The following is a 25,403-nucleotide window of genomic DNA, read 5'->3' on the forward strand; positions in this document are numbered from 1 at the left end:
TCATGGCACGCATCACGCTCGATCACATCCGACACGCCTATAACGCAAAGGCGCAGGCTGCCGGCGACTATGCACTGAAGGAAGTCCATCATGAATGGGAGGACGGCGGCGCCTATGCGCTGCTCGGCCCTTCCGGCTGCGGCAAGACCACGCTGCTCAACATCATTTCCGGGCTGCTGCGCCCCTCCGAAGGCCGCATCGCCTTTGATGGAACCGACGTGACGGATTTCGCCACGGAAGACCGCAATATTGCGCAGGTATTCCAGTTCCCGGTCGTCTACGACACGATGACGGTCTACGACAATCTGGCCTTTCCGCTGCGCAACCGGCATGTGCCGGAGGCCGAGGTCGACCGTCGGGTGCGGGAAATCCTCGAAATGACCGATCTTTCCGGCATGGCCAAACGCCATGCGCGTGGTCTGACGGCGGATCAGAAACAGAAGATTTCGCTGGCGCGCGGGCTGGTGCGGTCCGATGTCAACGCCATCCTCTTCGACGAGCCGCTGACGGTGATCGACCCGCATATGAAATGGGTGCTGCGCTCGCAGCTAAAGCGGCTGCACCGGCAGTCCGGTTTCACCATGGTTTATGTCACCCATGACCAGACCGAAGCGCTGACCTTCGCCGACAAGGTTGTGGTCATGTATGACGGGCAGATCGTCCAGATCGGCACGCCGGCTGAGCTTTTCGAACGGCCGGGACATACCTTCGTCGGTTATTTCATCGGCTCGCCGGGCATGAATGTGCTTCCCGCCAAGATAGACGGCGCGACCGCCGTGGTCGGCGGCCTTGGTGTGCCGCTGGCCGGTGTACCAAAGGTCGATGGAGCGCAACGCATCGAGATCGGCATCCGCCCGGAATTCGTCCGGCTGGAGCGGGGCGGCATGCCCATCACTGTCGACAAGGTCGAGGATATCGGCCGGCAGAAGATTGTGCGCGCCCGGTTCGCCGGCCAGAAACTCGCGATCGTCGTTGCCGAAGACGAGGAAATCCCGGCGGAAGCGGGTGTTCGCTTCGATCCGGCCGCCATCGGCGTCTTCGCCGACTCGTGGCGTGTAAAGATGGGGGCCTGACCATGGAAAAGAGCTGGAACAACAAGGCGTGGTTCATGGTGCTGCCGGTTTTGGTGCTGGTCGCCTTTTCCGCCGTCATTCCGCTGATGACCGTCGTGAATTATTCGGTGCAGGATACGTTCGGCAATAACCAGTTCTTCTGGGCGGGAACGCAATGGTTCGAGGAGATTCTGGCCTCGGACCGTTTCTGGGATGCGCTGGGGCGCAACCTGCTGTTTTCCGGCATCATCCTGGCGATAGAAATTCCGCTCGGCATCTTCATCGCGCTCAAAATGCCGAAATCCGGTATCGGCGTGCCGGTCTGCCTCGTCACCATGGCGCTGCCGCTGCTGGTGCCGTGGAATGTCGTCGGCACCATCTGGCAGGTTTTCGGCCGCAGCGATATCGGCCTGCTCGGTTATTACGCCAATCAGCTTGGGCTCGATTACAACTATGTCAACGATCCGGTCGATGCGTGGATCACGGTCGTCATCATGGATGTCTGGCACTGGACGAGCCTTGTCGTGCTTCTGTGCTATGCCAGCCTCGTTTCCATTCCGGATGCCTATTATCAGGCAGCCAGGATCGATGGCGCGTCGCGTTTTGCGGTGTTCCGTTACATCCAGCTGCCGAAGATGAAGCGGGTGCTGCTGATCGCTTTCCTGCTGCGCTTCATGGACAGTTTCATGATCTATACCGAGCCTTTCGTCGTCACCGGCGGCGGTCCGGGCAATTCCACCACCTTCCTGTCCATCGATCTCGTGAAGATGGCGCTCGGCCAGTTCGACCTCGGGCCGGCGGCGGCCATGTCGCTGATCTACTTCCTCATCATCCTGCTGCTGTCCTGGGTGTTCTACACCGTCATGACCAGCCACGACGCGGAGACTTGAGACATGAGCGCCTCGAATGTCACCACAAGCGTGGAGCGCAACGGCATCGGCAGTTCGCCGGTGAGAGCCACTGCGACGGGACGATCCGGCCTTGCCGTCAATGCGCGGCGTCGCCACCATGGGCCGTCGCGTTTTTCCTGGCTGGTGCCGACGATCTATATCCTGCTGCTGCTTGTTCCGATCTACTGGCTCGTCAATATGAGCTTCAAGACGAACACGGAAATCGTGTCGTCCATGACGCTTTATCCGCATCAGCCGACATTACAGAACTACCGGACGATCTTCACCGATTCATCCTGGTATTCGGGCTATATCAATTCGATCATCTATGTCGTCATGAACATGGTGATCTCGGTCGCAGTGGCGCTGCCGGCGGCCTACGCCTTCTCGCGCTATCGTTTTCTGGGCGACAAGCACCTGTTCTTCTGGCTTTTGACCAACCGCATGGCGCCGCCGGCCGTTTTCGCGCTGCCCTTCTTCCAGCTTTATTCGGCTTTCGGGCTGATTGACACGCATATCGCTGTGGCGCTGGCGCATTGCCTGTTCAACGTGCCGCTGGCGGTGTGGATTCTCGAAGGTTTCATGTCCGGCGTGCCGAAGGAAATCGACGAGACCGCCTATATTGACGGCTATTCCTTCCCGAAATTCTTCGTGAAGATTTTCATGCCGCTCATCGCTTCCGGCATCGGTGTCGCCTGCTTCTTCAGCTTCATGTTCTCGTGGGTCGAGCTTCTGATCGCCCGCACGCTGACGACGACGGACGCCAAGCCGATTGCCGCGACCATGACGCGCACCGTCTCTGCCGCCGGCATGGACTGGGGCCTGCTTGCCGCCGCCGGCGTGCTGACACTGATCCCCGGCGCGCTGGTGATCTGGTTCGTGCGCAATTACATCGCCAAGGGCTTTGCGCTCGGGAGGGTTTGACCATGACGAAGATGCCCGATTTTACCTGGATGGCGTGGACTTGGCAGACGGCGGCCTTTTTCGGCGCGATTGCGCTGCTGCTCGTCGGCATGTGGTTCTGGGAATATCTCTCGCCCGGCGGCAATCCCCGCTTCGGCCTCTTGCGCTTCGAGACCACGCGCGGAGACAGGCTGTTCATCTCGCTGCTCGGCAGCGCCTTCATTCATCTCGCATGGCTCGGGCTGGTCGGCCCGAACCTGTGGTGGGCTCTCGCTCTATCCTTGGTTTACGCCATCGGCGTTTTCCGTTTTGTCTAGAGCAGGAAAACGGTGCGGCGGAGGAAAACCGCACCCGCAGACTTCATGCAATCGCAAACCCCTGGGAGGACTGATATGCGACGGCATCTGATGACGACGACGGCGGCCATGCTGCTGGCAATGACGGGTTCCGCTTTCGCCGGAATGGAGGAAGCAAAGCAGTTTCTGGACAAGGAAATCGGCGATCTCTCGTCGCTTTCGCGTGGCGATCAGGAAAAGGAGCTGCAATGGTTTGTCGATGCCGCGAAACCTTTCGCGGGCATGGAAATCAAGGTCGTTTCCGAATCTCTGACGACCCATGAATATGAATCCAAGGTTCTGGCTCCGGCCTTCACCGCCATTACCGGCATCAAGGTCACGCACGACCTGATCCAGGAAGGTGACGTCGTCGAAAAAATCCAGACCCAGATGCAGACAGGCCAGAACCTTTATGACGGCTGGGTCAACGACAGCGACCTTATCGGCACGCATTGGCGCTACCAGCAGGTGCGCAACCTGACCGACTTCATGGCCAATGAGGGCAAGGACGTCACCAATCCCGGCCTCGACCTCAAGGACTTCATCGGCAGCGCCTTTACGACGGCGCCGGACAAGAAGCTCTACCAGCTTCCCGACCAGCAATTCGCGAACCTCTACTGGTTCCGTTACGACTGGTTCAACAACGAAAAGAACAAGGCCGATTTCAAGGCCAAATATGGTTATGACCTCGGCGTGCCGGTCAACTGGTCGGCCTATGAGGATATTGCCGAATTCTTCACCGGCCGCGATGTCGACGGCAAGAAGGTCTTCGGCCATATGGATTACGGCAAGAAGGATCCGTCGCTCGGCTGGCGCTTCACCGATGCCTGGCTCTCCATGGCCGGCAACGGTGACAAGGGCCTGCCGAACGGTCTGCCGGTCGATGAATGGGGCATCAAGGTCAACGACAAGTCGCAGCCGGTCGGCTCCTGCGTGGCGCGCGGCGGCGATACCAACGGTCCGGCTTCGGTCTATTCCATCGAGAAATATCTCGAATGGCTGAAGAAATATGCGCCGCCGGAAGCGCAGGGCATGACCTTCTCCGAATCCGGTCCAGTGCCGGCGCAGGGCAATATCGCCCAGCAGATCTTCTGGTACACGGCGTTTACCGCCGATATGGCCAAGCCCGGCCTGCCTGTCGTGAACGAGGACGGTTCGCCGAAATGGCGCGTCGCACCTTCGCCGCACGGCGTCTACTGGAAGGACGGCATGAAGCTCGGTTATCAGGATGTGGGTTCGTGGACGCTGATGAAATCCACCCCCGACGACCGCGCCAAAGCCGCCTGGCTCTACGCGCAGTTCGTGACCTCCAAGACCGTGGATGTGAAGAAGAGCCATGTGGGCCTGACCTTCATTCGCGACACCACCATCCACCATAAGAGCTTCACGGACCGGGCGTCCAAACTCGGCGGTCTCATCGAGTTCTATCGTTCGCCGGCCCGCGTGCAGTGGTCGCCGACCGGCACCAACGTTCCGGATTATCCGAAGCTGGCGCAGCTGTGGTGGCAGGCGATCGGCGATGCTTCGTCGGGTGCGAAAACCGCGCAAGCCGCGATGGACTCTCTCTGCGCCGAGCAGGAAAAGGTCATGAGCCGTCTGGAACGCGCCGGCGTGCAGGGCGATATCGGCCCGAAACTGGCGGAAGAGCACGATATCGAATACTGGAACAAGGATGCCGTTTCGAAGGGTAATCTGGCGCCGCAGCTGAAGATTGCCAACGAAAAGGAAAAGCCGGTCACCGTCAATTACGACGAACTGGTCAAAAGCTGGCAGAAGTAATGTCTGCGTAAAATCTGAAACCGGGGCGGCTTGCCGCCCCGGTCATTGCGTCTGAAAGGGAGTGGCATGATGGGCGGTTATATTCTGGCGATCGATCAGGGAACGACATCGACACGGTCGATGGTCTTTGATCGCGACATGCGGGTCATCGGTGTCGGACAGCGAGAATTTCCGCAACATTTCCCGGCCTCCGGCTGGGTCGAACACGATGCCGAGGATATCTGGAAAAGCGTGCTCGAAACCATCCGGCTGGCGCTTGCCGATGCCGGCATCGCCGCCTCCGATATCGAGGCGATCGGCATTACCAACCAGCGCGAAACGACGGTGCTGTGGGACCGGAACACGGGCGAGGCCGTGCATCGGGCCGTGGTCTGGCAGGATCGCCGCGCTGCGCCCGTCTGCGAGGATCTGAAAAGAAGGGGGCTGGAGCCGCTTTTTTCGAAAAAGACCGGTCTGCTGCTCGATCCCTATTTTTCCGGCACGAAGCTGAAATGGCTGCTCGATAGTGTCAGCGGCCTTCGCGAAAAAGCCGTGAAGGGCGAAATCTGCTTCGGTACCGTCGATAGTTTCCTGATCTATCGACTCACCGGCGGCCGCCGTCATGTAACCGACGCCACCAATGCCTCGCGAACGCTGATCTACAATATCGAGGAAAATACATGGGACGATGAACTCCTGTCGATCCTCGACATTCCCCGCGCCATGCTGCCGGAGGTGCTGGATTGCGCCGCCGATTTCGGCGTGACCGATAAATCGCTGCTGGGCGCGGAAATTCCGATCCTCGGTGTAGCCGGCGATCAGCAGGCAGCCGTGATCGGCAATGCCTGCTTCGAGCCGGGCATGATGAAATCCACCTACGGCACGGGCTGCTTTGCGCTGCTCAATACCGGCACGGATCGCGTCGCCTCCACCAACCGGCTGCTGACGACCATCGCTTACCGTCTCGACGGCGTCACCACCTATGCGTTGGAAGGCTCGATCTTCATTGCCGGTGCCGCCGTGCAATGGCTGCGCGATGAGCTTGGTTTCATCTCGGTCGCTTCCGAGGTCAGCGCGCTTGCGGAAAAGGCTGACGCCAATCAGCGTGTCTATCTGGTTCCGGCCTTCACCGGCCTTGGCGCACCCTATTGGGACGCGGAAGCGCGTGGCGCGATTTTCGGGCTGACGCGTGGTACCGGTCCGGCGGAATTCGCCCGCGCGGCGCTGGAAAGCGTCGCCTATCAGACCTTCGACCTGCTGGACGCCATGCGCAAGGACTGGGCGGGTGACAATGGCAAGACGGTGTTGAGGGTCGATGGCGGCATGGTCGCTTCCGATTGGACCATGCAACGGCTGGCGGATATTCTTGCGGCACCGGTCGACCGGCCGGTCTTCCTGGAAACGACCATTCTCGGGGCGGCCTGGCTTGCCGCCTCCCGCGCCGGCATCTGGCCGGACCGCAAGGCCTTTGCTGAACATTGGCGGCGTGACCGCCGTTTCAGCCCCGCAATGGAAGAGGCCGAACGGAAAGACGCCATTGCCGGCTGGCGTGACAGTGTCGGCCGCTGCCTGTCGCGACGGGAGAATTGAACAGGCTATACGAAACTGCCGGGTGCGATGCTCTTGCTGGAAACAAGATCGGAAAGGGCGCGCACCAGCTTCGCATCCGCACCCTTGCTCGGTTGAAGCACGAATTCCACGTCCTCCAGCGGCGGTAGCACGCCTGCGGCAATCTCCTTCAGGCCTGCCGGCGCCATGCTGCGCGGCTGCACCAAAATTCCCATGCCGGCTCTTGCTGCGGCGGTCAGCCCACTGAGACTGCCGCAGGTGCAGACGATCCGCCAGGCGAGGCCGGCCCGGTCGAGCGCCTCCTGCGCCGCCTTCCGGGTGATGCTCGGCGGCGGAAAGGCAATCAGCGGCAGGGCATCCGGCTGGTTCAGCATCCGCTCCGGGTCGCGCGCCAGCCACACGAGCGGTTCGCGGTAGAGAAAGTGCCCGAGCTTGTCGCCGAGACGGCGTTTGGCGAGCACCACATCCAGTTCGCCATTGTCCTGCATCTGGTAAAGCACGCCGCTCAGCGAAACCGTCAGTTCCAGATCTACGAGGGGATAAAGGCGAATGAACTCTTCCAGAATGGCGGTCAGCCGGCTGGCGACGAAATCCTCCGAAACGCCAAGCCTCAACCGCCCGCGCAGACGGTTCTCGCTGAACAGCGACGACACCTTGCTGTCGATTTCCAGCATGTTGCGGGCATAACCCAGCAGCGCCTCACCTTCACCCGTCAGTTTTACCTGATGGGTGCTGCGCGCGATCAGCCGGCGCCCAAGTGCGGCCTCAAGCCTTTGAATATGCTGGCTGACAGTGGACTGGCCAATCCCCAGCCGTTCGGCCGCCAGCGTGAAGCTGCCGGTCTGCTGAAGCATCACGAAGCTCGCAAGATGTTGAAGGTTCAGCATTATCCCGAATCGCGATAACTGTTAATCTTTGCATCGGAATTCATGATGAGCGATAGTAGCGCGCGTTTCAAGCAAAACCGATGCCGGAAAGATCTCCCATGACCCGCTTCCTACCTGATCGCTTCACCATGATGCTGGTAGCCACCGTGATTTTGGCCTCCATTTTGCCGATCAGCGGTGAGCCGGCGGAGTATTTCGGGCTGGCGACAAAACTCGCGATCGCGTTGTTGTTTTTCCTCCACGGCGCGCGGCTTTCCCGGGATGTGGTGATTGCCGGTATCCTGCACTGGCGCCTGCATCTGGCGATCCTTCTCGTCACCTTCGGCCTGTTCCCGCTGCTCGGCGTGGCAATCGGCTTCATTCCCGAGAATATTCTGCCTGCGCCGCTTTATATGGGCGTGTTGTTCCTCTGCGTCCTGCCATCCACCGTGCAGTCGTCCATTGCCTTCACCTCCATGGCGGGCGGAAACGTGCCGGCTGCGATCTGTTCGGCCTCGGCTTCGAACATTTTCGGCATGTTCCTGACCCCGCTGCTGGTCGGCCTGCTGTTTACGGTGGGCGGCCATGGCGGTGGATTTTCGCTGGATGCGTTCCTGCAAATCTTCCTGCAGCTGCTTCTGCCATTCATCGTCGGTCAGGTGCTGCAGCCGTGGATCGGCGACTGGATCAGGGCGCGCAAGAAATTGCTGGCTCCGGTCGATCGCGGCTCCATCCTGATGGTCGTTTATCTGGCTTTTTCCGATGCGGTTATCGAAGGCATCTGGCACACATTTTCGCTCAGGGATATCGGCGTGGTCATCGTCATCAATATCCTGCTGCTGGCGCTTGTCCTGTGCGTGACGATGTTCGGCAGCCGTTTGCTGGGTTTCGACAAGGCCGATGAAATCACCATCACTTTTTGCGGCTCGAAAAAGAGCCTCGCCAGCGGCGTGCCCATGGCGGGCGCCATCTTCGCCGGCCAGAGTATCGGCGCAATCGTCCTGCCAATCATGCTTTTCCACCAGATTCAGCTGATGGTCTGCGCGGTTCTGGCCCAGCGTTACGCGCGCAAGGCCCATGAAAAAGCGGCGATGCCGGAACCGGTTGCCACGGAAGGCGCGGCTGCTTCCAGCCGCTGAAACGCGGGCAAGGATAGGTCTGTTACGCAAAAAGGGGGTAGGGCGCCGGAATTGCCCTCCCCCCTTTTCATGATCAGAAATCGAAGTTGTTGATGGTGTCCTTCGTGAAGACGGTAGGAGCACCGAGCAGGATTTCCGAGCCGTTGATCACCTTGAGGTCACCAAGCTTGCCAGCCTTGACCGAGGTGGCGCCAGGCTGAAGTGTGCCGTCGGCCACTGCCCGCAACACATGCATGGCGGCGTAGCCGAGATCGACCGGGTTCCACAGAACCACCGATTTGACGCAACCGGCAGCAACATAGGGCTTCATGGCGTTGGGCGTCGCGAGGCCCACGACCGCGATCTTGCCGCATTTGCCGGCCTGGGTGACGGCGTCGGCTGCGGCAGGGGTGGCGACGGAGGTCATGCCGACGATGCCTTTCAGGTCATCGCCATATTTGTTGATCAGCGTGTTGGCCTGGTTGAAGGAAAGGATGTTGTCTTCCTGTGCTTCGACCGTCTCCAGCCATTCCATCTTCGGATGGCATTTCGCCTGATAGGCCGCCATCTCGGCGATCCAGCGCGCCTGGTTCGGCGTGGTGAAGGTGGATGTGACGATTGCGAACTTGCCGTCCTCCCCGGCTTCGGCGGCAAGCGCGTCGATTGTCGCCTTCGCGATGCCGTTGAACTCCGCCTGGTTGACGAACCATTGGCGCGAATCCGGCTGGGAATTCGCGTCGTAGCCGACGACGTTGATACCGGCGGCAAGCGCCTTCTTCAGAACCGGGGCGATTGCGACCGGGTCGTTGGCGGCGTAAAGAATGCCGTCCACGCCGGAGGTGATATAGTTGTCGATCAGCGTGATCTGGTCATCGATATTGGCCTTGCTCGGCCCGTCGGTCTTGGCTTTGACATTGCCGAGTTCAGCGGCGGCATCCGCAATGCCTTTGGTGGTCGCGGCGAAATAGCCGATGCCGACCAGCTTCGGTACATCAACAACCGTTATCGGCTTGCCCTTGCGGTCCGGGGCATTGGTTGGCGAACCGCCGTCATATGCCTTCGCCTCGATTTTTGCAGGCGTGGCATCGCAGGCCAGCGGGTTGGTCGGCAGGTCGTCGCCGCCGGTCCAGGTCGGGGCTGCATAAGCCGCGCTCGTCGAAAACGAGAGCGTCAGCAGGGCGGGTAACAGATATTTGCGCATGTCTTTCCTCCTCCAAATCGTCCAAACAGCTTCGAGCGGCAATGCGGGACGAGACATCGAACTATCGAGAGCCGCTTTTCTCGAAGAGATTGCTCGCAAGAATTGCCAGGATGAGCACGATGCCGATCAGCATGATCGTGCCGTCACCGGTAACGCCAGCGAGTGAAAGCCCGTTTTTCAGCGCCTGAATGACGCAAAGGCCGAGGATTGTTCCGACGATCGTGCCGCGGCCTCCGAATATGGATGTGCCGCCGAGAACCACCGCCGTAATGGCGTCGAGTTCGATGCCCGTCCCCATGTCGGAGCGCGTTGTGGAAACGCGGGAGACGAAGATCACGGCGGCAAGTGCGGCCGCAAGACCCGAGGCGGTATAAACGGCGAGTTTGGTCTTCTCGACGGGGAGGCCGGAGAACCGTGCTCCGGTCTCGTTTGCGCCGATCGCATAGGTGCTGCGTCCCCAGGTCGTATAGGCAAGAATGACGGCGGCGATGACAGCTGCGGCAAAAAAGAGCCAGAGCTGGGTAGGAATGCCGAGCACCGCGCCCTGGCCGAACATGAAGAACCATTCCGGATAACCGCGAACGGAGCGCGCCTGGCTGATGCCTTCGGCGAGGCCGCGATAGAGCGCCAGCGTTCCGAGCGTGGCGATTAGCGGCGGAACATTGAAACGGGTGATGATAAGCCCGTTGACGAAGCCCGCGAAGGTGCCTGCGGCCACAGCCGCCGCCATTGCCAGCGGCAAAGGCATACCGAGTTTCTGCCAGAACACGCCGAGCAGAATGGCTGTGAGACCGAGGATCGAGCCGACGGACAGATCTATACCGCCGGTGGCGATCACGAAGGTCATCGCGAGCGCGATCAGGCCGATTTCCGTCATCAGGCGGCCCTGATTGAGAAGGTTGGAAACAGTGAGAAACTTGTCCGACTGGAACGACAACACGGCAAGGATGATGACTAGCAGGATGGCCAGGAAAGTTTCGTGCCGGATGAGCGACTTGGGAATCATGGTTTTCAAATGCTCCTGCGACGGCGGCGCAGCATATCGGCAAGCACCGTGATGAGGATCAGCAGACCGATGACCGCCCGCAGCCAGTAGGCGGAGACATTAACGAAGATCAGGGCCGAGCCGATGGTGGCGAAGAGGATTGTCGCGAGAGTCGAGCCGATGACCGTGCCGGTGCCGCCAAGAATTGACACCCCGCCGATGACCGCGGCCGTGATGATCGTAAGCTCCAGATTGGGCGGAACCGTCGATTGGATGACCTGCAGCTGGGTTGCGAACAGGATGGCGGCAAGGCCTGCAAAAAAGCCGTGGATCGCAAAGACCTGAACGATGCGCCGCTCAGCCGGAATGCCGCTGGCGACGGCGGCTTCCGGATTGCCGCCAAGCGCGTAAAGTGAACGTCCGAAGGCCGAGTTGCGCATCCAGAGGGCCGCGAGCACGGTGAGGACGACCATGGCGATCAAAGGTATCGGAACGCCGAGCAGCTTCTGTTGCGCAAGCAGAAAGGCCGGCGGCAGATTGGATATCCAGGCCCCGCCGGTGACGCTGATGAGGCCGCCGCGCAGGATCGAAAGCGCGCCCAGCGTCACCACGATCGACGGGATGCGTGCATAAGCGACGAGCAGGCCGATGACGGTGTTGATGGCGATGCCGACGAGAAGGGGGACGGTCCAGGCGACCCACACCGGATAGCCGGAGGTCGCCAATGTTCCGGCAACCGTTGCGAGCACGCCGATCAAGGCCCCGACGGAGACGTCGATATTGCCGGTTATGATCACCATCGCCATGCCGATTGCCGCTACGGCGATATAGGCATTTCCGGAAAGGATGGTGTTGAGATTGTTTACGGCGATGAAACGCGGGTTCACGACGGTCACGCAAACAAACAGCGTGACGATTGCCGCGAGGACAAAGAGCTCCTGTCCGTAATCCGAAAGAAACCGCCGATAGGCGCTTTGGCCGATTCGTGCGCCCGTTATGCTTTTGGCCGGTGCATTGCCGAGGGGACTCATAACGTTTTTTCCTCTCTGCGATGTGCCGTCATCGCGGCGCCCACACGCTCGGGCGTGGCCTCGCTGCGCTCAAGAATTTCGGTGACCCGGCCTTCGGCCATGACCATTACCCGGTCGCTCATGCCGAGAACCTCGGGCAGCTCGCTGGAAATCATGATGATGGCGACGCCCTCGCGGGCAAGCTCGCCCATGATCGCGTGGATTTCCGATTTGGCGCCGACATCGACGCCGCGTGTCGGCTCATCGAGGATCAGCACCCGGGGTTTGATTTCCAGCCATTTGGCTATGACCACCTTTTGCTGGTTGCCGCCGGAAAGCTGGCCAATGGGCTGGTCGGCGTCGCGGCAGCGCACGCCGAAACGTTTGATCGCTTCGGTCGCCCGGCTCATTTCAGCGGCGGCGCGAATGAAAATGCCGTTCGATATCCTGTCGAGCGTGGCCATGGTAACGTTCTTGCGGATCGCCATCGATTTGATGAGACCCTGCGACCCGCGATCTTCAGGCACATAGGCGATGCCGAGATTGCGCGCCTGCGACGGAGAGGTCATCGTAACCGTCTTTCCATCAAGGCGGATTTCACCGGATATGGCTGGCGTCATGCCGAAAAGCGTGAGCGCAAGTTCGGTGCGTCCGCTGCCGACAAGTCCTGCAATGCCGAGAATCTCGCCCTGCCGCACGGCAAAGGAGATTTCCCTGACGCGCTTGCCGTGGTTGAGGCTCGTGACCTCGAGGACAGGCTGGCCTATCGGCACATCCACCTTTGGGAAAAGCTTCTCGATAGGGCGGCCCACCATCAGGGATACCAGAGTGGCCTCATCGACGTCGTTAATGGTTTTGGTTGCGACATAGGCGCCATCCCGCAAGACGGTGACGCGGTCGCAGACGGCGAAAATTTCCGGCATGCGATGGCTGACATAGAGGATGCCGACTCCACGGGCGCGCAATTGCCGGACGATATCGAGCAGGCGCTGCACATCCGATTCAACCAGCGAGGCGGTTGGCTCGTCCATGATCAGCACCTTGGCGTCCTTGGACAACGCCTTGGCAATCTCCACGCACTGGCGCTGGGCGACCGATAGATTGGCAACCTTTTCATCGACATCGAGATCATGCGCATCGAGCGTTTCGAGAAGGCTGCGGCTGCCTGAGCGGACTGCCGCCCAGTCGATGACGCCGCCGGCCCTGCGCGGATAATTGCCCAGAAAGATGTTTTCCGCGACGGTCAGCTCCGGAAACAGCAGAAGCTCCTGATACACCGTTGCGATACCGGCGGCATTGGCGTCGCGGGTGGAAGAAAAGTTCACCGCTTCGCCATTCACGGTGATCGTGCCTTCGTCCTGCGTATAGAGGCCGGAAAGAATCTTGATCAGCGTCGACTTGCCCGCGCCATTTTCACCCATCAGGGCATGCACTTCACCGGGATGGATATCCAGGTTCACACCTTTCAATGCCTTGACGCCGCCGAACGATTTGCGGAGGCCAGTGAGCTGAACAATCGGCTGCATCATGCCGGCCTCCTGTAGTCGCTGTTTCTCGCCGCTGTTTCTTCCGTCATCGCATCCACTTGCCGTCGCCATGCATGTCTGTAGGCATCGAGGTCGGGAATGGCCGCCGGTTGCGCCACCGCGCAGTCGTTTATGAAAGGGTTGATGCCGAGCGCGTCGAAAACGAGCATCGCCGCGCCGAAGGCGCTTCCTTCTGGATTGGCGCTGGTATGGATCGTCTGGCCAGGGCGCAGCGCTGCGAGAATGGAGGCGTAAAGCCCAGTCTTCACCAGGCCGCCATCGATGATGATGGCGTTTTGCGAGCCAATGAGTTCGAGCGAGAGATCCGTCATCAATGCGACGTAAAGCAGGGCGGCCGCGGCACGTTCCTCTCCGGCGATGGCCGGGCCCGTGAAATGTCCGATGTGGCGCTGCAACGGGCCGCCTGCGGCAAAGGAGGGCAGGGCGAAACAACGTCTGGCGATGACCGAGGCAATGGCCTCGGCGGTAACGGGCCTGGTCCAGCCACCGCTCGCCATGTCGTATTCCCGGCCGCCCATGAAGCGGATGGTCGCGACCGGCTGGTGGTCGATGGTGACGTTGGCGAGCATGTCACGCCCGGAATCGAGACGTTCGAGCGGACTTGCCGGATTGAGGACAATCACCCAGGTGCCGGTCGAAATGAGTGTGAAATCGGAAAAGCCGAGCGAGCGGTAGAAATAAAGTGCGGCATTGCTGTCATGGACGCCATTATGGACGTCGATATCGACGGTCCACCCGTCCTCGAGAGTTACGCTATGTTTGCCGATCACACTGCCTGCCGGTGCGAATGCCGGCATCTTTTCGCGCCAACCCATGCGGTCGACAAGGCTGCTGTAGTCGTCTTCGAGCGGTGCCCAGAGATGGGAATGGCAACCGAGATAGGAGACTTCGGAAACCTTGCGGCCGGAAAACTTCCAGCTCCAGAATTGCGGATAAGCAAGAATGGCGTCGGCCTGCTCGAGAAGCGCCGGGTCGCGTTCGTTCAGCCAGAGAAGATGACGGCCGTAATTGAAGCCGAGCGGCAGCGGCGGCGAGAAGGTTTCATGAAAATCCGGCACCAGGGCATCGATGCGGGCGGCGACATCGGCGGGCGGTTCCTGTTCATAGTCCAGAATGGGATGAACGAGTGCATCGCCGGCGGTCAGTGCAAAGGTACAGCCATGCCCCGAGAAGATGACCCGGTCGACGCCGTGGGCTGAAACCACGCGCGCCAGTTCATTCTTCATCCATGTAAAAAGGGCCTCGTCATCGAGAATGTTGATGTCACCATTTCGCCGCCAGACGGGCCTTGTGCGCGCCTCGTCGACAAGCTTGCCTTCAGGCGAGAGGACAAAGAGTTTCGAATTGGTCTTGCCGAGATCGAAGACGGCGATGGGGGACGGGTTCAATTCTCCCCTCCCATGGTCGCGATGTTGATGGTGACGCCTGCCTCTTCCAGCATCTTCGCGTTGGCATCGGTGAGGCCATCATCCGTGATGATCGTGCCGACACGGGAGAGCGGCAGGGCGACGTTGCGGGGCTGGATGGAAAATTTCCGGCTATCGGCCAAAAGCACGATTTCATCGGCGCAGGCCGCGAGTTCGCCGATGACCTTCACGAGCAGCGGATGGGATTCGAGCAGCCCCTTGCTGCTGATACCCTGCGTGCCGACGAAGAACCGCGATGCGAAGAACCCCGGCGAACCGGCGGCCGTATCGTGGATAATGCCGGGTTCGCGATAAAGCGCGCCGCCGGAGAGCGAAAGCTGGCAGGTGCCGTGTTCGCCAAGATGCGCGGCAAGCGGCATCGAGTTGGTCCACAGGCGCACATTGCGCCGTGCAAGCAATGTGCCGAGCTGATAGCAGGTGGAGCCGGCATGCACGATGATGGCGTCTCCATCGCGCACCATATCCGCTGCCTTTGCGGCAATCGCCCGCTTGGCTTCGACGGCGATGTCACGGTTCTCGTCATAGGGGCGCGCGGAAAGACGCGCGCTGTCTCCGGCATCGCTGGCGGAAATACCGCCATAGACTTTTCTGGCGAGACCAAGCTCATGCAGCTTGTCGATGTCGCGGCGAATGGTGGCGGGCGAAGCTTTCAGGCGCTGCTGAAGGTCGCGGACGGATGCAAATGGCGTCTCGCGCAAAAGCTCGATGATGGCCTTGTGGCGCTCTGTATCATTCATGGCTGCTCCTCCGGCATCTCCCTTGCCGATGAAGAAGAATGATCATAATGGCTGATATTAGTCAACATAGTTGATGAAAATTCTCATTGTTGACGTAATTGCGTCATTTATTTATGGTTATTGGAGAAAGTTCACTCAATCATTTCTCAAATGCGCAGGCTGGTTGAGGTAGTTGGAGGATGGCGGCATGGTTTCAGATATTCCGGCGGAAGATTTTGCCGCGTTTCTCGCTCTTTCGAAGGCGATCGGCAGCGACATCCTGAAAACGCAGGGAGCCGGCGGCAATATCTCCTTCAAGCGTGATGGCGTGATGTGGGTGAAAGCTTCCGGCACCTGGCTTGCCCATGCCGGAGAGCGCGACATCATGGTGCCGGTGAAGGTCGCGCCGCTGGTGCAGGCGCTTCGCTCGGGTGATCCCGGTGCCGAAAAGGCGACGGATTTTGTCGTTGCGGAACGGAATAGCTCGGGCCTTCGCCCGTCCATCGAGACGAGTTTTCACGCGGTGCTGCCGCAGGCGGTTGTCGCCCATTATCACTGCGTCGACACGATCGCACTTTCCGTGCTTGCGGATCGCGAACGGCTTATCGCAGCGCGGATGGCTGCAGTGCCGGATCTTGCCTGCGTGACCATCCCCTATCGCCGTCCGGGCACACCGCTGGCGCATGAGATCGACCGTGTCGCCGGCAGCAGGCCGGATGTGCTGATCCTGTTTAACCATGGCATCATCATCACCGGAGAGACGGTGGAGGAGGTGCGGGAGCGCATCGAAAGGGTCAGCGCCGCGCTGCGCATGGAAGAGCGCCGGGTAACGCCAGCCGATCCGGTGGGGCTTAAAACATTGGCGGTGGGGTCGGATTTCCACGCGGCGCGGGATGCCGGGAGCCACAAGACGGCGCTCGGTGCAGCGAGCGTGGCTGTTGCAACCCACGGTTCGCTCTATCCAGACCACGTCATCTTCCTGGGCACGGAAATCGGCGTTCTTGCCGATAGCGAGACTGCCGTAACCTATGCCGATGAACGTCGTTCACGGGGTCTCGGCGTTCCCAAGATGCTGCTCGTGCCGGGCCGGGGAGTGCTGCTGGCCAACGAACTGACGGATGGCGGTCGCGTGATGGCGCGGTGTCTGGCCGAGGTGGTTTCCCGAATCCCGGCGGATGCGCCGGTTGTCTATCTCGATGAGGCGCAGGAGTATGAACTTACCCACTGGGAGGCCGAGCAGTACCGTCAGGCGCTCGACCGCAAGGCGAGCCGGCAGGCATGACAGGCGCGCCGTTACCAGCCGCGGCTCTGGGGATCGATCTTGGCACGTCGGGGGTGCGGGTGGCGGCGCTCGCCGCCGATGGAACGCCTTTGGACATGGCGGCCTTCCCTTTTCCTGATGCGGTGGCGGCCCGCTCGCCGGTCGTCTGGTGGCACGGTGTGAAGGTCTGTCTCACCGAACTCGCTTCGCGCCTTTCCCTCGCCGCCGTGGAGGGGATCGCGGTCGATGGTACCTCGGGTACGGTGCTTGCCATCGACGCTGAGGGTGCGGTTGTCGGTAATGTCCTGATGTATAACGACGCCTGCCTCGATGCCGCGATTATCGACAACATCGCGCGGCATGCGCCGGCCAACAGTCCGGCGCGCGGCGCGACGTCGGCGCTCGCTTGCGCCATTCACCTGTCACGCCAGCCCGGCGTGAGGGCGATTGTGCATCAGGCCGACTGGATTCTCATGCAGCTTGGCCTCGATGTGCCCTTGAGCGACGAGAACAATGCGCTCAAGACCGGTTACGATCTTGCTTCCGAGACCTGGCCTCAATGGCTGGAAAACTGCGGCATGGACATCGAGCTTCTGCCGAAGGTCCGGCGTGCGGGCGCTGTCCTGTCGGAGGTCGGTACGGCCGGACGGTTCCTCGGTTTGCCTTCCGGGTGCCGTTACCATGCAGGTACGACGGATGGCTGCGCCTCTTTCCTCGCCACCGGCGCCGCTGCCATCGGCGACGGTGTTACGGCACTCGGCTCCACTCTGGTCGTCAAACTTGCCTCCGCCCGGCCCCTCGATGCGGCGGACTACGGCATCTATTCGCATCGCGTTCTCGATTTCTGGCTTGCCGGCGGGGCCTCCAATTCCGGCGGAGCCGTCATAAGCAGCTTTTTCGATAGCGGGCAGCTGAAGGCCATGACGCCTTATCTCCGGCCGGATGAGCCGACGGGTCTCGATTATTATCCGCTCATCAAGCCTGGCGAGCGCTTCCCCATCAATGATGCGGCCCATCCGCCCAAAATGGAGCCGCGCCCGGCCGACGATCTCGTTTTCTTTCAGGCAATTCTGGAAGGCATCACAGCCATCGAGAAATCGGGTTACGACCGGCTGGCCGCGCTCGGCGGCCCTCTTGTACGATCCGTGCGTTCGGTCGGAGGCGGCGTGGCAAACCCGGCCTGGACCTGCATGCGGGAAAAGGCGCTGGGCGTACCGTTTCTCCCTACCCGTTCGGCGGAGGCGGCCGTCGGCACCGCCTCGCTCGTTCTTGCCGGAAAGGCCCGCTGGTCATGAATATCGCGCCCCATACGAACCTTGCCGCTCTTGCGGCCCGTTACGATGTTTTCCTCATCGACCAGTTCGGCGTATTGCGGGATGACGAGCATGCCTATCCGGGTGCCAATGATGCGCTGCTTTATTTGAAGAAGCTGGGAAAGACCGTCGTCATTCTTTCGAACTCCGGCCGCAGCGGCGATTATAATGCGGAGCGGCTGGTCAAACTCGGCTTTGATCGCGCGGGTTTCGATCATTTCCTGACATCCGGGGATGTCGCCCATGATATCCTTGCCCGGAAAACGGCTGGCGGAACCGAACGCACACGCTGCCTGACCATCTCCAGCGGCGGCGACCGCAATCTTGCCGACCGTCTTGGCTTTGAAAGTGTCAATGATGCAAGGATTGCGGATATCGTGATCGTTTCGGGAAGCGAAGCGGAGAAGGTTCCGCTCTCCATCTACCGCTTGATGCTGGAACCGGCCGCACAGCGCGGTGTGCCATGCTATTGCACCAATCCCGACCGCCACAAGCTGACGACCGGCGGGCGCGTCGCGCCGGGTGCGGGTAGCATCGCGCTTGCCTATCAGGAGCTCGGCGGCCCCGTTCGCTGGTTCGGCAAGCCTTACTCTGCCATATATGAGCACGCGCAGTCGCTTTTGAGCAACCCGGCTTCAGACCGCATCATCTGTATCGGTGACAGTCTCGAACATGACATAGCGGGAGCCTTCCGCGCCAGCCTTGCTTCCTGTCTCGTCAGAACCGGCATTCTTGCGAAAAATTCCGATGCCGAACTGGCTGAAATTGCTGATGGATATGGCGTCCGCCCCGATTTCCTGATGGACCGGTTCAAGATCTGAGCAAAAAAGCAAAGCCCGCAGCAGGGAAAATCCATGCTGCGGGCCGTGATCCGGTATTTTTCCGGGTGGCCTTTAGTTGACCTGAGCCGGCGAAATCTGGGCTTCGATGGTCTTCGGCGCATCGGCGCTGTCGGACGAGATCGCAATGCGGCGCGGCTTCATGGCTTCCGGAATATTGCGGACGAGATCGATGTGGAGCAGGCCGTTCTTCAGGGAAGCGGTCTGGACCTCGACATGGTCGGCAAGCTGGAAGCGGCGTTCGAAAGCGCGCGTGGCGATACCGCGATAGAGAAACTCGCCTTCCGTGGATTTCTCATCCGCGGATTTCTCGGCTTTCACGGTCAGCGCATTGGCGCGGGATTCGATGCTGAGTTCGTTCTCATCGAAACCGGCAACGGCCATGGTGATGCGATAGGTGTTTTCGCCGGTCCGCTCGATATTGTAGGGCGGATAGGACTGGGCCTGCTCGGGCTGGCCGAGGCCGTCAAGCATCGAGAAAAGACGGTCGAAGCCGACGGTGGAACGATAGAGAGGGGAAAAATCAACGTGACGCATGGTGTCCTCCTTAAGAAGCGACTGTTTGCGGTTAAGCCCGGCGTCCCGTTCTGGCGACGGCCGGACATGTGGCACGATCCCGTTCTGGCGACCGCATGAATGAGATGGGAATGGCCTGCGGCTGCGTCAAGGGGGGCGTGAAAAGGCGAAAGCAACATGAACCATGGCTGAACGTCAGGTTCCGGCATCGTTCAGTTTGAGAGCCATAAAACATCGGTCATCGGAGACATTCTCCGTGGACAGAAGCAATAACGTCCCTTCTTCTTCTGTCTTATTCGCCGGAACCGCGACTGCTTTAACCGACGGTTCCGGCAATTTTTTCTTTGACCTTCCCGCGCCGCCGACCTATCCCGAAAAGGCAGAAAAGCCGGAAAAGACCGATGATCGAAGCCACATTGCGCGAGAGCGAAGACAACCCGGTTCCCGGCAACCATACCGTCGGATATTTTACCGGCGATCGCGGCAAACAGCTTCGCTATGCGATCTTTCGCGCCAGCCGCCAGGTGGCTCGCGGAACCGTGGTTCTGCTGCATGGCAGGAACGAATGTATCGAGAAATATTTCGAAACGGTTCGCGATCTTACCGCCATGGGTTTCTGGGTTGCGACCTTCGATACGCGCGGGCAGGGCGGTTCCGAAAGATTGCTGAAAAAACCGGGTGCCGGGCATGTGCGGCGGTTCTCAGACTACCAGCGTGATATCAGCCTTTTTCTCGAACAGGTGGTGTTGCCGGATACGCGGCTGCCATTCTTCATGATCGCGCACTCCACCGGCGCGCTTGCAGCGCTTGCCGCCGCACCCGGCCTGTCGAACCGGATCGACCGTCTGGCGCTTTGTTCGCCCTTCATCGAGCTGGACAGCCAGCAATCCGTCCCATCATCCGTCATTCGGGCGGTGGCGACGGCTCTAAGTCTCGTTGGCCTTGGACGGGTTCAGCTCGGCAAGGATCAGCGGGAGCGGGATTTCGACGGCAATCCGCTCACCTCGGACGCCAGACGTTTTACAAGAAATCTCTCGCTGCACAGGCAGTTTCCGGAACTTTTCATCGGTGCGCCGACGGCGCGCTGGGTCTATGAGGCGCTGAAGACCATGGGGCGGGTGGTCCGTCAGGACCATCTGACGAATATCACCATTCCGACCCTTATTCTGGCGCCGATGCTGGATACCATCACGCCCTATAAGGCGCAGGAAGAACTCTCACGCAATTTCCGGGCAGCGCAGCTTCTTCCGATCACCGGTGCGCGCCACGAATTGCTGCATGAGCGCGATGTTTTCCGCAAACAGGCGCTGGCGGCCATCGACGCCTTTTTTCGCGCCGGAGTGATGGCCGCTTAAGCGGGCTGCCTCAGAGTTTTGAGAGAATGGCGAGCGCCTGTTCGTGCACCGCCTTTGAGCCGGCTGCGAGAATGCGGCCGCCATTTTCCGGACGCCCGCCATCCCAGGTCGTCATGATGCCGCCGGCCTGTTCGATGACCGGGATCAACGCGCCGACATCATAGGGCTTCAGGCCGGATTCGATCACCAGATCGACGTGGCCGGCCGCAAGCAGGCAATAGGCGTAACAATCCACGCCGTAGCGGAAAAGGCGGACCTGATCCTGCACTTTTTCGTACAGGGTCTTTTCCTCCGCGGTGAAGATGTGGGGGCTCGTGGTGAACAGCACGGCGTCTGACAGCGAAGCACAGTCGCGCGTGCGGATTTTCCGCTCGCCATCCGGCCCGAAATACCACGCCGCCTCGCCATCGGCGAAATAACGCTCTTTGGTGAAGGGCTGTTCCATGATGCCCATGGTGGCGCGGCCGGCCGACTGGAAGCCGATCAGCGTGCCCCAGACCGGCACGCCGGAAATGAAGGCGCGGGTGCCATCGATCGGGTCGATGACCCAGATATGCTCGCGGTCGAGACCGATATTGCCGTGTTCTTCGCCCAGAATGCCATGCTGCGGAAAACGGGCCTCGATCAGGGCGCGAATGGCTGTTTCCGCTGCCTGATCGCCTTCCGTCACCGGATCGTAGCCGCCATCCTGTTTGTTGGCGACGGCAATGCCCGTGCGGAAGCGGGGAAGCGTTTCGGCGCTGGCGGCATCGGCAAGTTTGAAGAAGAAATCCCGGTCGGGCAGCATGCGAACCTCATTGCCTGAATATTGGGTCTGAATTCTATGGGGCAATGCATAGACCGGAATCGCATCCGCCGTCCACTCATACGAATGACGGCGCCGGTGTTTCCATATTTTCAGCATAAGCCTAAAAAATATGCATAAAATAAAATGATTGACAATTGTGCAATTACTGCGTAGCGTGATCCTACAGTCTTTGACTGTAAATACCCTCCTTGGGTGTTTCCTCCCTAGACTTGACCGCGCCAAGGCGCGGTTTTTTTTGTCCGGCGGGCCGCCAGACGATCCGGGATAAAAGATCGAAATAGCGGATAATTCGAGCTGCTATTCGGCAGCGAGCGACGTTTCTATCGCGTATTCGGAAACGAAGGCGCCGAGCTGTCGCATGAAGATTTCAAGCGACGCCTGAATGGCGGGAAAATCGGCTTTTTTCAAAAGCGTCTTTTCGTCCACGTAAAGCGCCCGGTTGACCTCGATCTGCAGCGCATGGAGAGAGCGGATGGGTCGGCCATAATGTTCGGTGATGAAGCCGCCGGCATAGGGTTTGTTGCAGACCGCGACGAAACCCAGTTCCTCAAGGAAATGCAGCGCGGCGCGGGAGACTTCCTGGGATGCGCTGGTGCCGTAGCGATCGCCGATGATCACATCCGGTCTGAGATTCGAGCCGGCAACGCGGATATTGCCCGGCATGGAATGGCAGTCGATCAGCACCGCCATTCCGAAATTGGCGTGGGTGCGAGACAGCAGGCGGCGCAGGCAGGCATGATAGGGCTTGTAGATCGTCTCGATCCGCGAAAGCGCCTCGTCGACCGGCAGGCGGTGGGCATAGATATCCATATTCTCGGCGACGATGCGCGGCACCGTTCCCAGACCGCCGGCGACCCGCATGGAGCCGATATTGGCATAAGGCGGAAGCGTGCCTTCGAACATGCGGGGATCGAGCTCGTAGGGCTCGCGATTGACGTCCAGATAGGCGCGCGGGAAATTCGCTTTGAGAAGCGGCGCGCCGATCTCCGGTGCTGCCGCGAACAACTCGTCGACGAAGTGATCTTCGGAGCGGCGGATCTCGTGCGAATCGAGCCTTGCCGATTCCAGGAAGGAAATCGGGTAGCAGCGGCCGCTATGGGGCGAATTATAGACGAATGGCAGGGTTTGAACGGCAGGTTCCGTTACTTCGAACAGCTCATATTCACCCGTTATCCAGTCCATTCAGGGTCATTTACCATGTCGCAAAACTATCAGGATGTTCATGTTGCCAGTTACGGCGCGGCAAGTCCATACTATCGCCCAATCAGCGCTATACCGATTCACGCGTTCACAGGATATTTACCGTGAAAATCCTATAATCGGGCTAGGGTATTCCAAACATTGAGTAGTTACGGTCACTTATGATGAATCAGAAAATTCTTCTCGCTGAAGACGACAACGATATGCGCCGCTTCCTCGTCAAGGCGCTGGAAAAAGCCGGTTACAAGGTTTCTTCCTTCGACAATGGCGCCAGCGCCTATGACCGGCTTCGCGAAGAGCCCTTTTCGCTTCTGCTGACCGATATCGTCATGCCGGAAATGGACGGCATCGAGCTTGCGCGGCGCGCGACCGAACTCGACCCGGACCTGAAAGTCATGTTCATTACCGGCTTTGCAGCCGTTGCGCTGAATGCCGATTCGAAGGCTCCGAAGGACGCCAAGGTGCTTTCCAAGCCGTTCCATCTGCGCGATCTGGTGGATGAGGTCAACAAACTCCTTGTGGCGTAAGGCCTCTCAAAAAACCTTCACAAAACCGAAAAAAAGCAGTTGACGCATGAACCGGTTTTGTGGTCTATCCGCCGCCACGGAGGGCGTGTAGCTCAGCGGGAGAGCACTACGTTGACATCGTAGGGGTCACAGGTTCAATCCCTGTCACGCCCACCATCCGAATTCTTAAGTATCAAGGCCTTGCGAGAGATCGCAGGGCCTTTTTACATAGTGGCGCCCAGCGAGTGACGCTTGCGTCTGCATTACCGTCTTCGACGCCACGCGGTTCGGAGATAAGGTTCGTATCGCGCAGGTATTACCCCCGGGTTCCGATTTCTGCTCTGGGGTATTCAGGTCAGTCGTCGACAGTCCGGACATTGAAAGAGCATCGATGAGGTTACGGCGCTTTCCAATAAGGCGTTCGAACCGGCTGTAGGTCATCAACACATGGGGTGGCTTATCGCGATCTGTAGCGATCACAGGTCCCACTTGGGCGGTTTTCTTTGTCTGCCGAGGTCACGGCTTCCCATCAACTCACAATTTATTGTTGTTGCGCTTCGGAGCAATATCGCCTTGTTTGTAGACTCAAAATCTTCACGGGGAGAGAAACGATGTCCATAAAAACAACAACTCGCGCCACTCTGCTGGTAGGATCGCTTCTGATTGGGGCGAGTTCTGCACTTGCAGAAACAGTTCTACACCGCGGCAATGCCGGGGAACCGCAGACGCTCGATCAGGCACAGACCTCCATCAACATCGAAGCCTTTATCCTGAAAGACCTTTATGAAGGTCTCACCATTTACGATGCCGCCGGCAAGATCGTTCCCGGTACGGCGGAAAGCTGGACACTGTCTGAGGATGGTACCGTCTACACGTTCAAACTGCGTGCGGATGCGAAGTGGTCGGATGGCACGCCGGTAACGGCCGGAGATTTTGTGTTCTCCTACCAGCGCGTCGAAGATCCGAAGACCGCCGCAAAATATGCAAATATTCTTTACCCGATCAAGAACGCCGAAAAGATCAACAAGGGCGATGTTCCGGTTGACCAGCTTGGCGTCAAGGCGGTGGATGACAAGACCCTTGAGATCACACTCGAGCGCCCGACACCTTTCTTCCTTGAACTCCTTTCTCACCAGGCGGCTCTGCCAATCTCCAAGGCAAGCTACGAAAAGAATGGCACCGACTTCGTAAAGCCCGGCGTCATGGTCTCGAACGGTGCCTATAAACTCCAAGCGCATGTTCCCAATGACAGCCTGACGGTCGTCAAGAACACCAGTTTCTGGGATGCATCCAACACCAAGATCGACAAGGTCATCTTCTACCCGATCGACGATCAGGCCGCATCCGTTCGTCGTTTCGAAGCAAAGGAAATGGACCTCGCCTACAACTTTTCCGCAGATCAGATCGACCGTCTGCGCAAGGCCTATGGCGAACAGGTTCACGTTTCGCCGACGCTTGCGACCTATTACTACACCTTCGATACCCGCGAAGCGCCTTATAACGACGTCCGTGTCCGTCAGGCGCTCTCCATGGCGGTGGACCGCGATTTCCTCGCCAAGGAAATCTATAGCGGTTCTCAGATTCCGGCCTATTCCATGGTTCCTCCGGGCATGGATTCCTACAAAGAGCCGGCAAAGGCCGACTTTGCCACGCTGTCTCAGCTTGATCGTGAAGACGAAGCCCTCAAGCTCATGAAGGACGCTGGTTACGGTGAGGGCGGCAAGCCGCTTTCCATCGAAATCCGTTACAACACCAACCCGAACCATGAACGCGTCGCGACGGCTATCGCTGATATGTGGAAGAACACCTTCGGCGCGAAGGTGTCGCTGGTGAACCTCGACGTCGCCTCGCACTATGGCTACCTTCAGGAAGGCGGCAAATTCAACGTGGCGCGTGCCGGTTGGGTTGCCGACTATGCGGATGCCGAAAACTTCCTGGCGCTTTCGGTATCTTCCAACAAGACCTTCAACTATTCCAAGTTCAACAACGCCGAATACGACGCGCTGATGCAGAAGTCCTACGACGAGAAGGATCCTGCCGCTCGCTCCAAGCTGCTGCATGAGGCAGAAACCATCCTCATGAAGGAACAGCCGGTTGTTCCGCTTCTGACGCAGGCCGATCTCTGGCTGGTTTCCAACCGCGTCAAGGGTTGGGTCGACAATGCTGCCAACGCACACCTCAGCCGCTTCCTGAGCGTTTCCGAATAAGCAGCGTCGGCACGGTGGCTC

23 protein-coding genes and 1 tRNA gene are annotated in these 25,403 nt (G+C 59.6%); 14 read left to right on the forward strand and 10 right to left on the reverse strand.

What is annotated here, in order from left to right; all coding sequences use genetic code 11:
* Positions 1–2: 2 nt before the first annotated feature.
* The 6 genes from ACQZ60_RS12460 to glpK all read left to right on the forward strand — a co-directional run bounded on the left by ACQZ60_RS12460 (position 3) and on the right by glpK (position 6,528).
* A complete protein-coding gene (locus ACQZ60_RS12460; protein WP_035261097.1) occupies positions 3–1,073 on the forward strand; it encodes an ABC transporter ATP-binding protein in 1,071 nt (356 codons plus the stop codon).
* Between the two features lie 2 nt (positions 1,074–1,075).
* Positions 1,076–1,942, forward strand: a complete 867-nt coding sequence (locus ACQZ60_RS12465) for a carbohydrate ABC transporter permease (protein ID WP_035261095.1) — start codon at positions 1,076–1,078, stop codon at positions 1,940–1,942.
* Between the two features lie 3 nt (positions 1,943–1,945).
* The gene (locus ACQZ60_RS12470) at positions 1,946–2,866 is read left to right on the forward strand and encodes a carbohydrate ABC transporter permease (RefSeq protein ID WP_035261093.1); all 921 of its coding nucleotides are present in this window, start codon (positions 1,946–1,948) and stop codon (positions 2,864–2,866) included.
* Positions 2,867–2,868: 2 nt separating this feature from the next.
* Positions 2,869–3,162, forward strand: coding sequence for a DUF2160 domain-containing protein (locus ACQZ60_RS12475; RefSeq protein ID WP_003519736.1), 294 nt, complete (start codon positions 2,869–2,871; stop codon positions 3,160–3,162).
* Between the two features lie 75 nt (positions 3,163–3,237).
* On the forward strand, positions 3,238–4,959 hold the full coding sequence (locus ACQZ60_RS12480) for an ABC transporter substrate-binding protein (RefSeq protein ID WP_003519735.1): 1,722 nt from the start codon (positions 3,238–3,240) through the stop codon (positions 4,957–4,959).
* A 69-nt stretch (positions 4,960–5,028) separates the two neighbouring features.
* Complete coding sequence (gene glpK, locus ACQZ60_RS12485; protein WP_031233556.1) at positions 5,029–6,528, forward strand: glycerol kinase GlpK; 1,500 nt, start codon at positions 5,029–5,031, stop codon at positions 6,526–6,528.
* Between the two features lie 5 nt (positions 6,529–6,533).
* On the opposite strand, the gene ACQZ60_RS12490 is transcribed toward glpK, so the two are convergent.
* Positions 6,534–7,394 carry a LysR family transcriptional regulator gene (locus ACQZ60_RS12490; protein ID WP_003519733.1) on the reverse strand — a complete coding sequence of 287 codons (861 nt, stop codon included), beginning with the start codon at positions 7,392–7,394 and terminating at the stop codon, positions 6,534–6,536.
* 98 nt (positions 7,395–7,492) lie between these two features.
* Here ACQZ60_RS12490 and ACQZ60_RS12495 point away from each other — a divergent pair, with 98 nt between their 5' ends.
* Positions 7,493–8,512 (forward strand): bile acid:sodium symporter family protein, encoded by a 1,020-nt coding sequence (locus tag ACQZ60_RS12495; protein ID WP_031233554.1) that lies wholly within the window; start codon positions 7,493–7,495, stop codon positions 8,510–8,512.
* A 73-nt stretch (positions 8,513–8,585) separates the two neighbouring features.
* On the opposite strand, the gene ACQZ60_RS12500 is transcribed toward ACQZ60_RS12495, so the two are convergent.
* The 6 genes from ACQZ60_RS12500 to ACQZ60_RS12525 form a co-directional block, all read right to left on the reverse strand.
* Positions 8,586–9,692, reverse strand: a complete 1,107-nt coding sequence (locus ACQZ60_RS12500) for an autoinducer 2 ABC transporter substrate-binding protein (protein ID WP_020809284.1) — start codon at positions 9,690–9,692, stop codon at positions 8,586–8,588.
* Between the two features lie 61 nt (positions 9,693–9,753).
* Positions 9,754–10,698 (reverse strand): ABC transporter permease, encoded by a 945-nt coding sequence (locus tag ACQZ60_RS12505; RefSeq protein WP_020809283.1) that lies wholly within the window; start codon positions 10,696–10,698, stop codon positions 9,754–9,756.
* Between the two features lie 5 nt (positions 10,699–10,703).
* Positions 10,704–11,708 carry an ABC transporter permease gene (locus ACQZ60_RS12510; RefSeq protein ID WP_448735356.1) on the reverse strand — a complete coding sequence of 335 codons (1,005 nt, stop codon included), beginning with the start codon at positions 11,706–11,708 and terminating at the stop codon, positions 10,704–10,706.
* The gene (locus tag ACQZ60_RS12515) at positions 11,705–13,216 is read right to left on the reverse strand and encodes a sugar ABC transporter ATP-binding protein (RefSeq protein ID WP_448735357.1); all 1,512 of its coding nucleotides are present in this window, start codon (positions 13,214–13,216) and stop codon (positions 11,705–11,707) included. The genes ACQZ60_RS12510 and ACQZ60_RS12515 overlap by 4 nt, the downstream gene beginning before the upstream one ends.
* Positions 13,213–14,622: an FGGY-family carbohydrate kinase gene (locus ACQZ60_RS12520; protein WP_448735358.1), complete on the reverse strand. Its 1,410-nt coding sequence runs from the start codon at positions 14,620–14,622 to the stop codon at positions 13,213–13,215. Before ACQZ60_RS12520 ends, ACQZ60_RS12515 begins: the two co-directional genes overlap by 4 nt.
* Positions 14,619–15,398, reverse strand: a complete 780-nt coding sequence (locus tag ACQZ60_RS12525; RefSeq protein ID WP_448735359.1) for a DeoR/GlpR family DNA-binding transcription regulator — start codon at positions 15,396–15,398, stop codon at positions 14,619–14,621. Before ACQZ60_RS12525 ends, ACQZ60_RS12520 begins: the two co-directional genes overlap by 4 nt.
* Before the next feature lie 187 nt (positions 15,399–15,585).
* On the opposite strand from ACQZ60_RS12525, the gene ACQZ60_RS12530 reads away from it, so the two are divergent.
* Genes ACQZ60_RS12530 through ACQZ60_RS12540 form a run of 3 tightly spaced genes read left to right on the forward strand, consistent with a single transcriptional unit; the run spans position 15,586 to position 18,772 of the window.
* Positions 15,586–16,659 (forward strand): class II aldolase/adducin family protein, encoded by a 1,074-nt coding sequence (locus ACQZ60_RS12530; protein ID WP_448735360.1) that lies wholly within the window; start codon positions 15,586–15,588, stop codon positions 16,657–16,659.
* Positions 16,656–17,933, forward strand: a complete 1,278-nt coding sequence (locus tag ACQZ60_RS12535; RefSeq protein ID WP_448735361.1) for an FGGY-family carbohydrate kinase — start codon at positions 16,656–16,658, stop codon at positions 17,931–17,933. The genes ACQZ60_RS12530 and ACQZ60_RS12535 overlap by 4 nt, the downstream gene beginning before the upstream one ends.
* The gene (locus tag ACQZ60_RS12540) at positions 17,930–18,772 is read left to right on the forward strand and encodes a TIGR01459 family HAD-type hydrolase (RefSeq protein WP_020809276.1); all 843 of its coding nucleotides are present in this window, start codon (positions 17,930–17,932) and stop codon (positions 18,770–18,772) included. Before ACQZ60_RS12535 ends, ACQZ60_RS12540 begins: the two co-directional genes overlap by 4 nt.
* Positions 18,773–18,844: 72 nt before the next feature.
* Here the strand turns inward: ACQZ60_RS12540 and hspL are convergent, their stop codons facing one another.
* Positions 18,845–19,327, reverse strand: coding sequence for a heat shock protein HspL (hspL, locus tag ACQZ60_RS12545; protein ID WP_003519731.1), 483 nt, complete (start codon positions 19,325–19,327; stop codon positions 18,845–18,847).
* A 380-nt stretch (positions 19,328–19,707) separates the two neighbouring features.
* Between hspL and ACQZ60_RS12550 the strand changes: the two genes are divergently transcribed.
* Entirely contained in the window at positions 19,708–20,661 is a 954-nt protein-coding gene (locus tag ACQZ60_RS12550; RefSeq protein ID WP_448735362.1) for an alpha/beta fold hydrolase, read from the forward strand.
* A gap of 10 nt (positions 20,662–20,671) precedes the next feature.
* On the opposite strand, the gene hisN is transcribed toward ACQZ60_RS12550, so the two are convergent.
* Both hisN and ACQZ60_RS12560 read right to left on the reverse strand, forming a co-directional pair.
* Positions 20,672–21,448 (reverse strand): histidinol-phosphatase, encoded by a 777-nt coding sequence (gene hisN / locus ACQZ60_RS12555; protein WP_035265005.1) that lies wholly within the window; start codon positions 21,446–21,448, stop codon positions 20,672–20,674.
* A gap of 318 nt (positions 21,449–21,766) precedes the next feature.
* A complete protein-coding gene (locus tag ACQZ60_RS12560; RefSeq protein WP_003519728.1) occupies positions 21,767–22,651 on the reverse strand; it encodes an N-formylglutamate amidohydrolase in 885 nt (294 codons plus the stop codon).
* Between the two features lie 182 nt (positions 22,652–22,833).
* Here ACQZ60_RS12560 and cpdR point away from each other — a divergent pair, with 182 nt between their 5' ends.
* The 3 genes from cpdR to ACQZ60_RS12575 all read left to right on the forward strand — a co-directional run bounded on the left by cpdR (position 22,834) and on the right by ACQZ60_RS12575 (position 25,382).
* Positions 22,834–23,196 (forward strand): cell cycle two-component system response regulator CpdR, encoded by a 363-nt coding sequence (cpdR, locus tag ACQZ60_RS12565; protein WP_003497910.1) that lies wholly within the window; start codon positions 22,834–22,836, stop codon positions 23,194–23,196.
* Between the two features lie 81 nt (positions 23,197–23,277).
* Positions 23,278–23,352, forward strand: a tRNA-Val gene (locus tag ACQZ60_RS12570).
* A gap of 434 nt (positions 23,353–23,786) precedes the next feature.
* The gene (locus tag ACQZ60_RS12575) at positions 23,787–25,382 is read left to right on the forward strand and encodes a peptide ABC transporter substrate-binding protein (RefSeq protein ID WP_035265002.1); all 1,596 of its coding nucleotides are present in this window, start codon (positions 23,787–23,789) and stop codon (positions 25,380–25,382) included.
* Positions 25,383–25,403: the final 21 nt, after the last annotated feature.

This window comes from Agrobacterium sp. 22-223-1 (assembly GCF_053522385.1).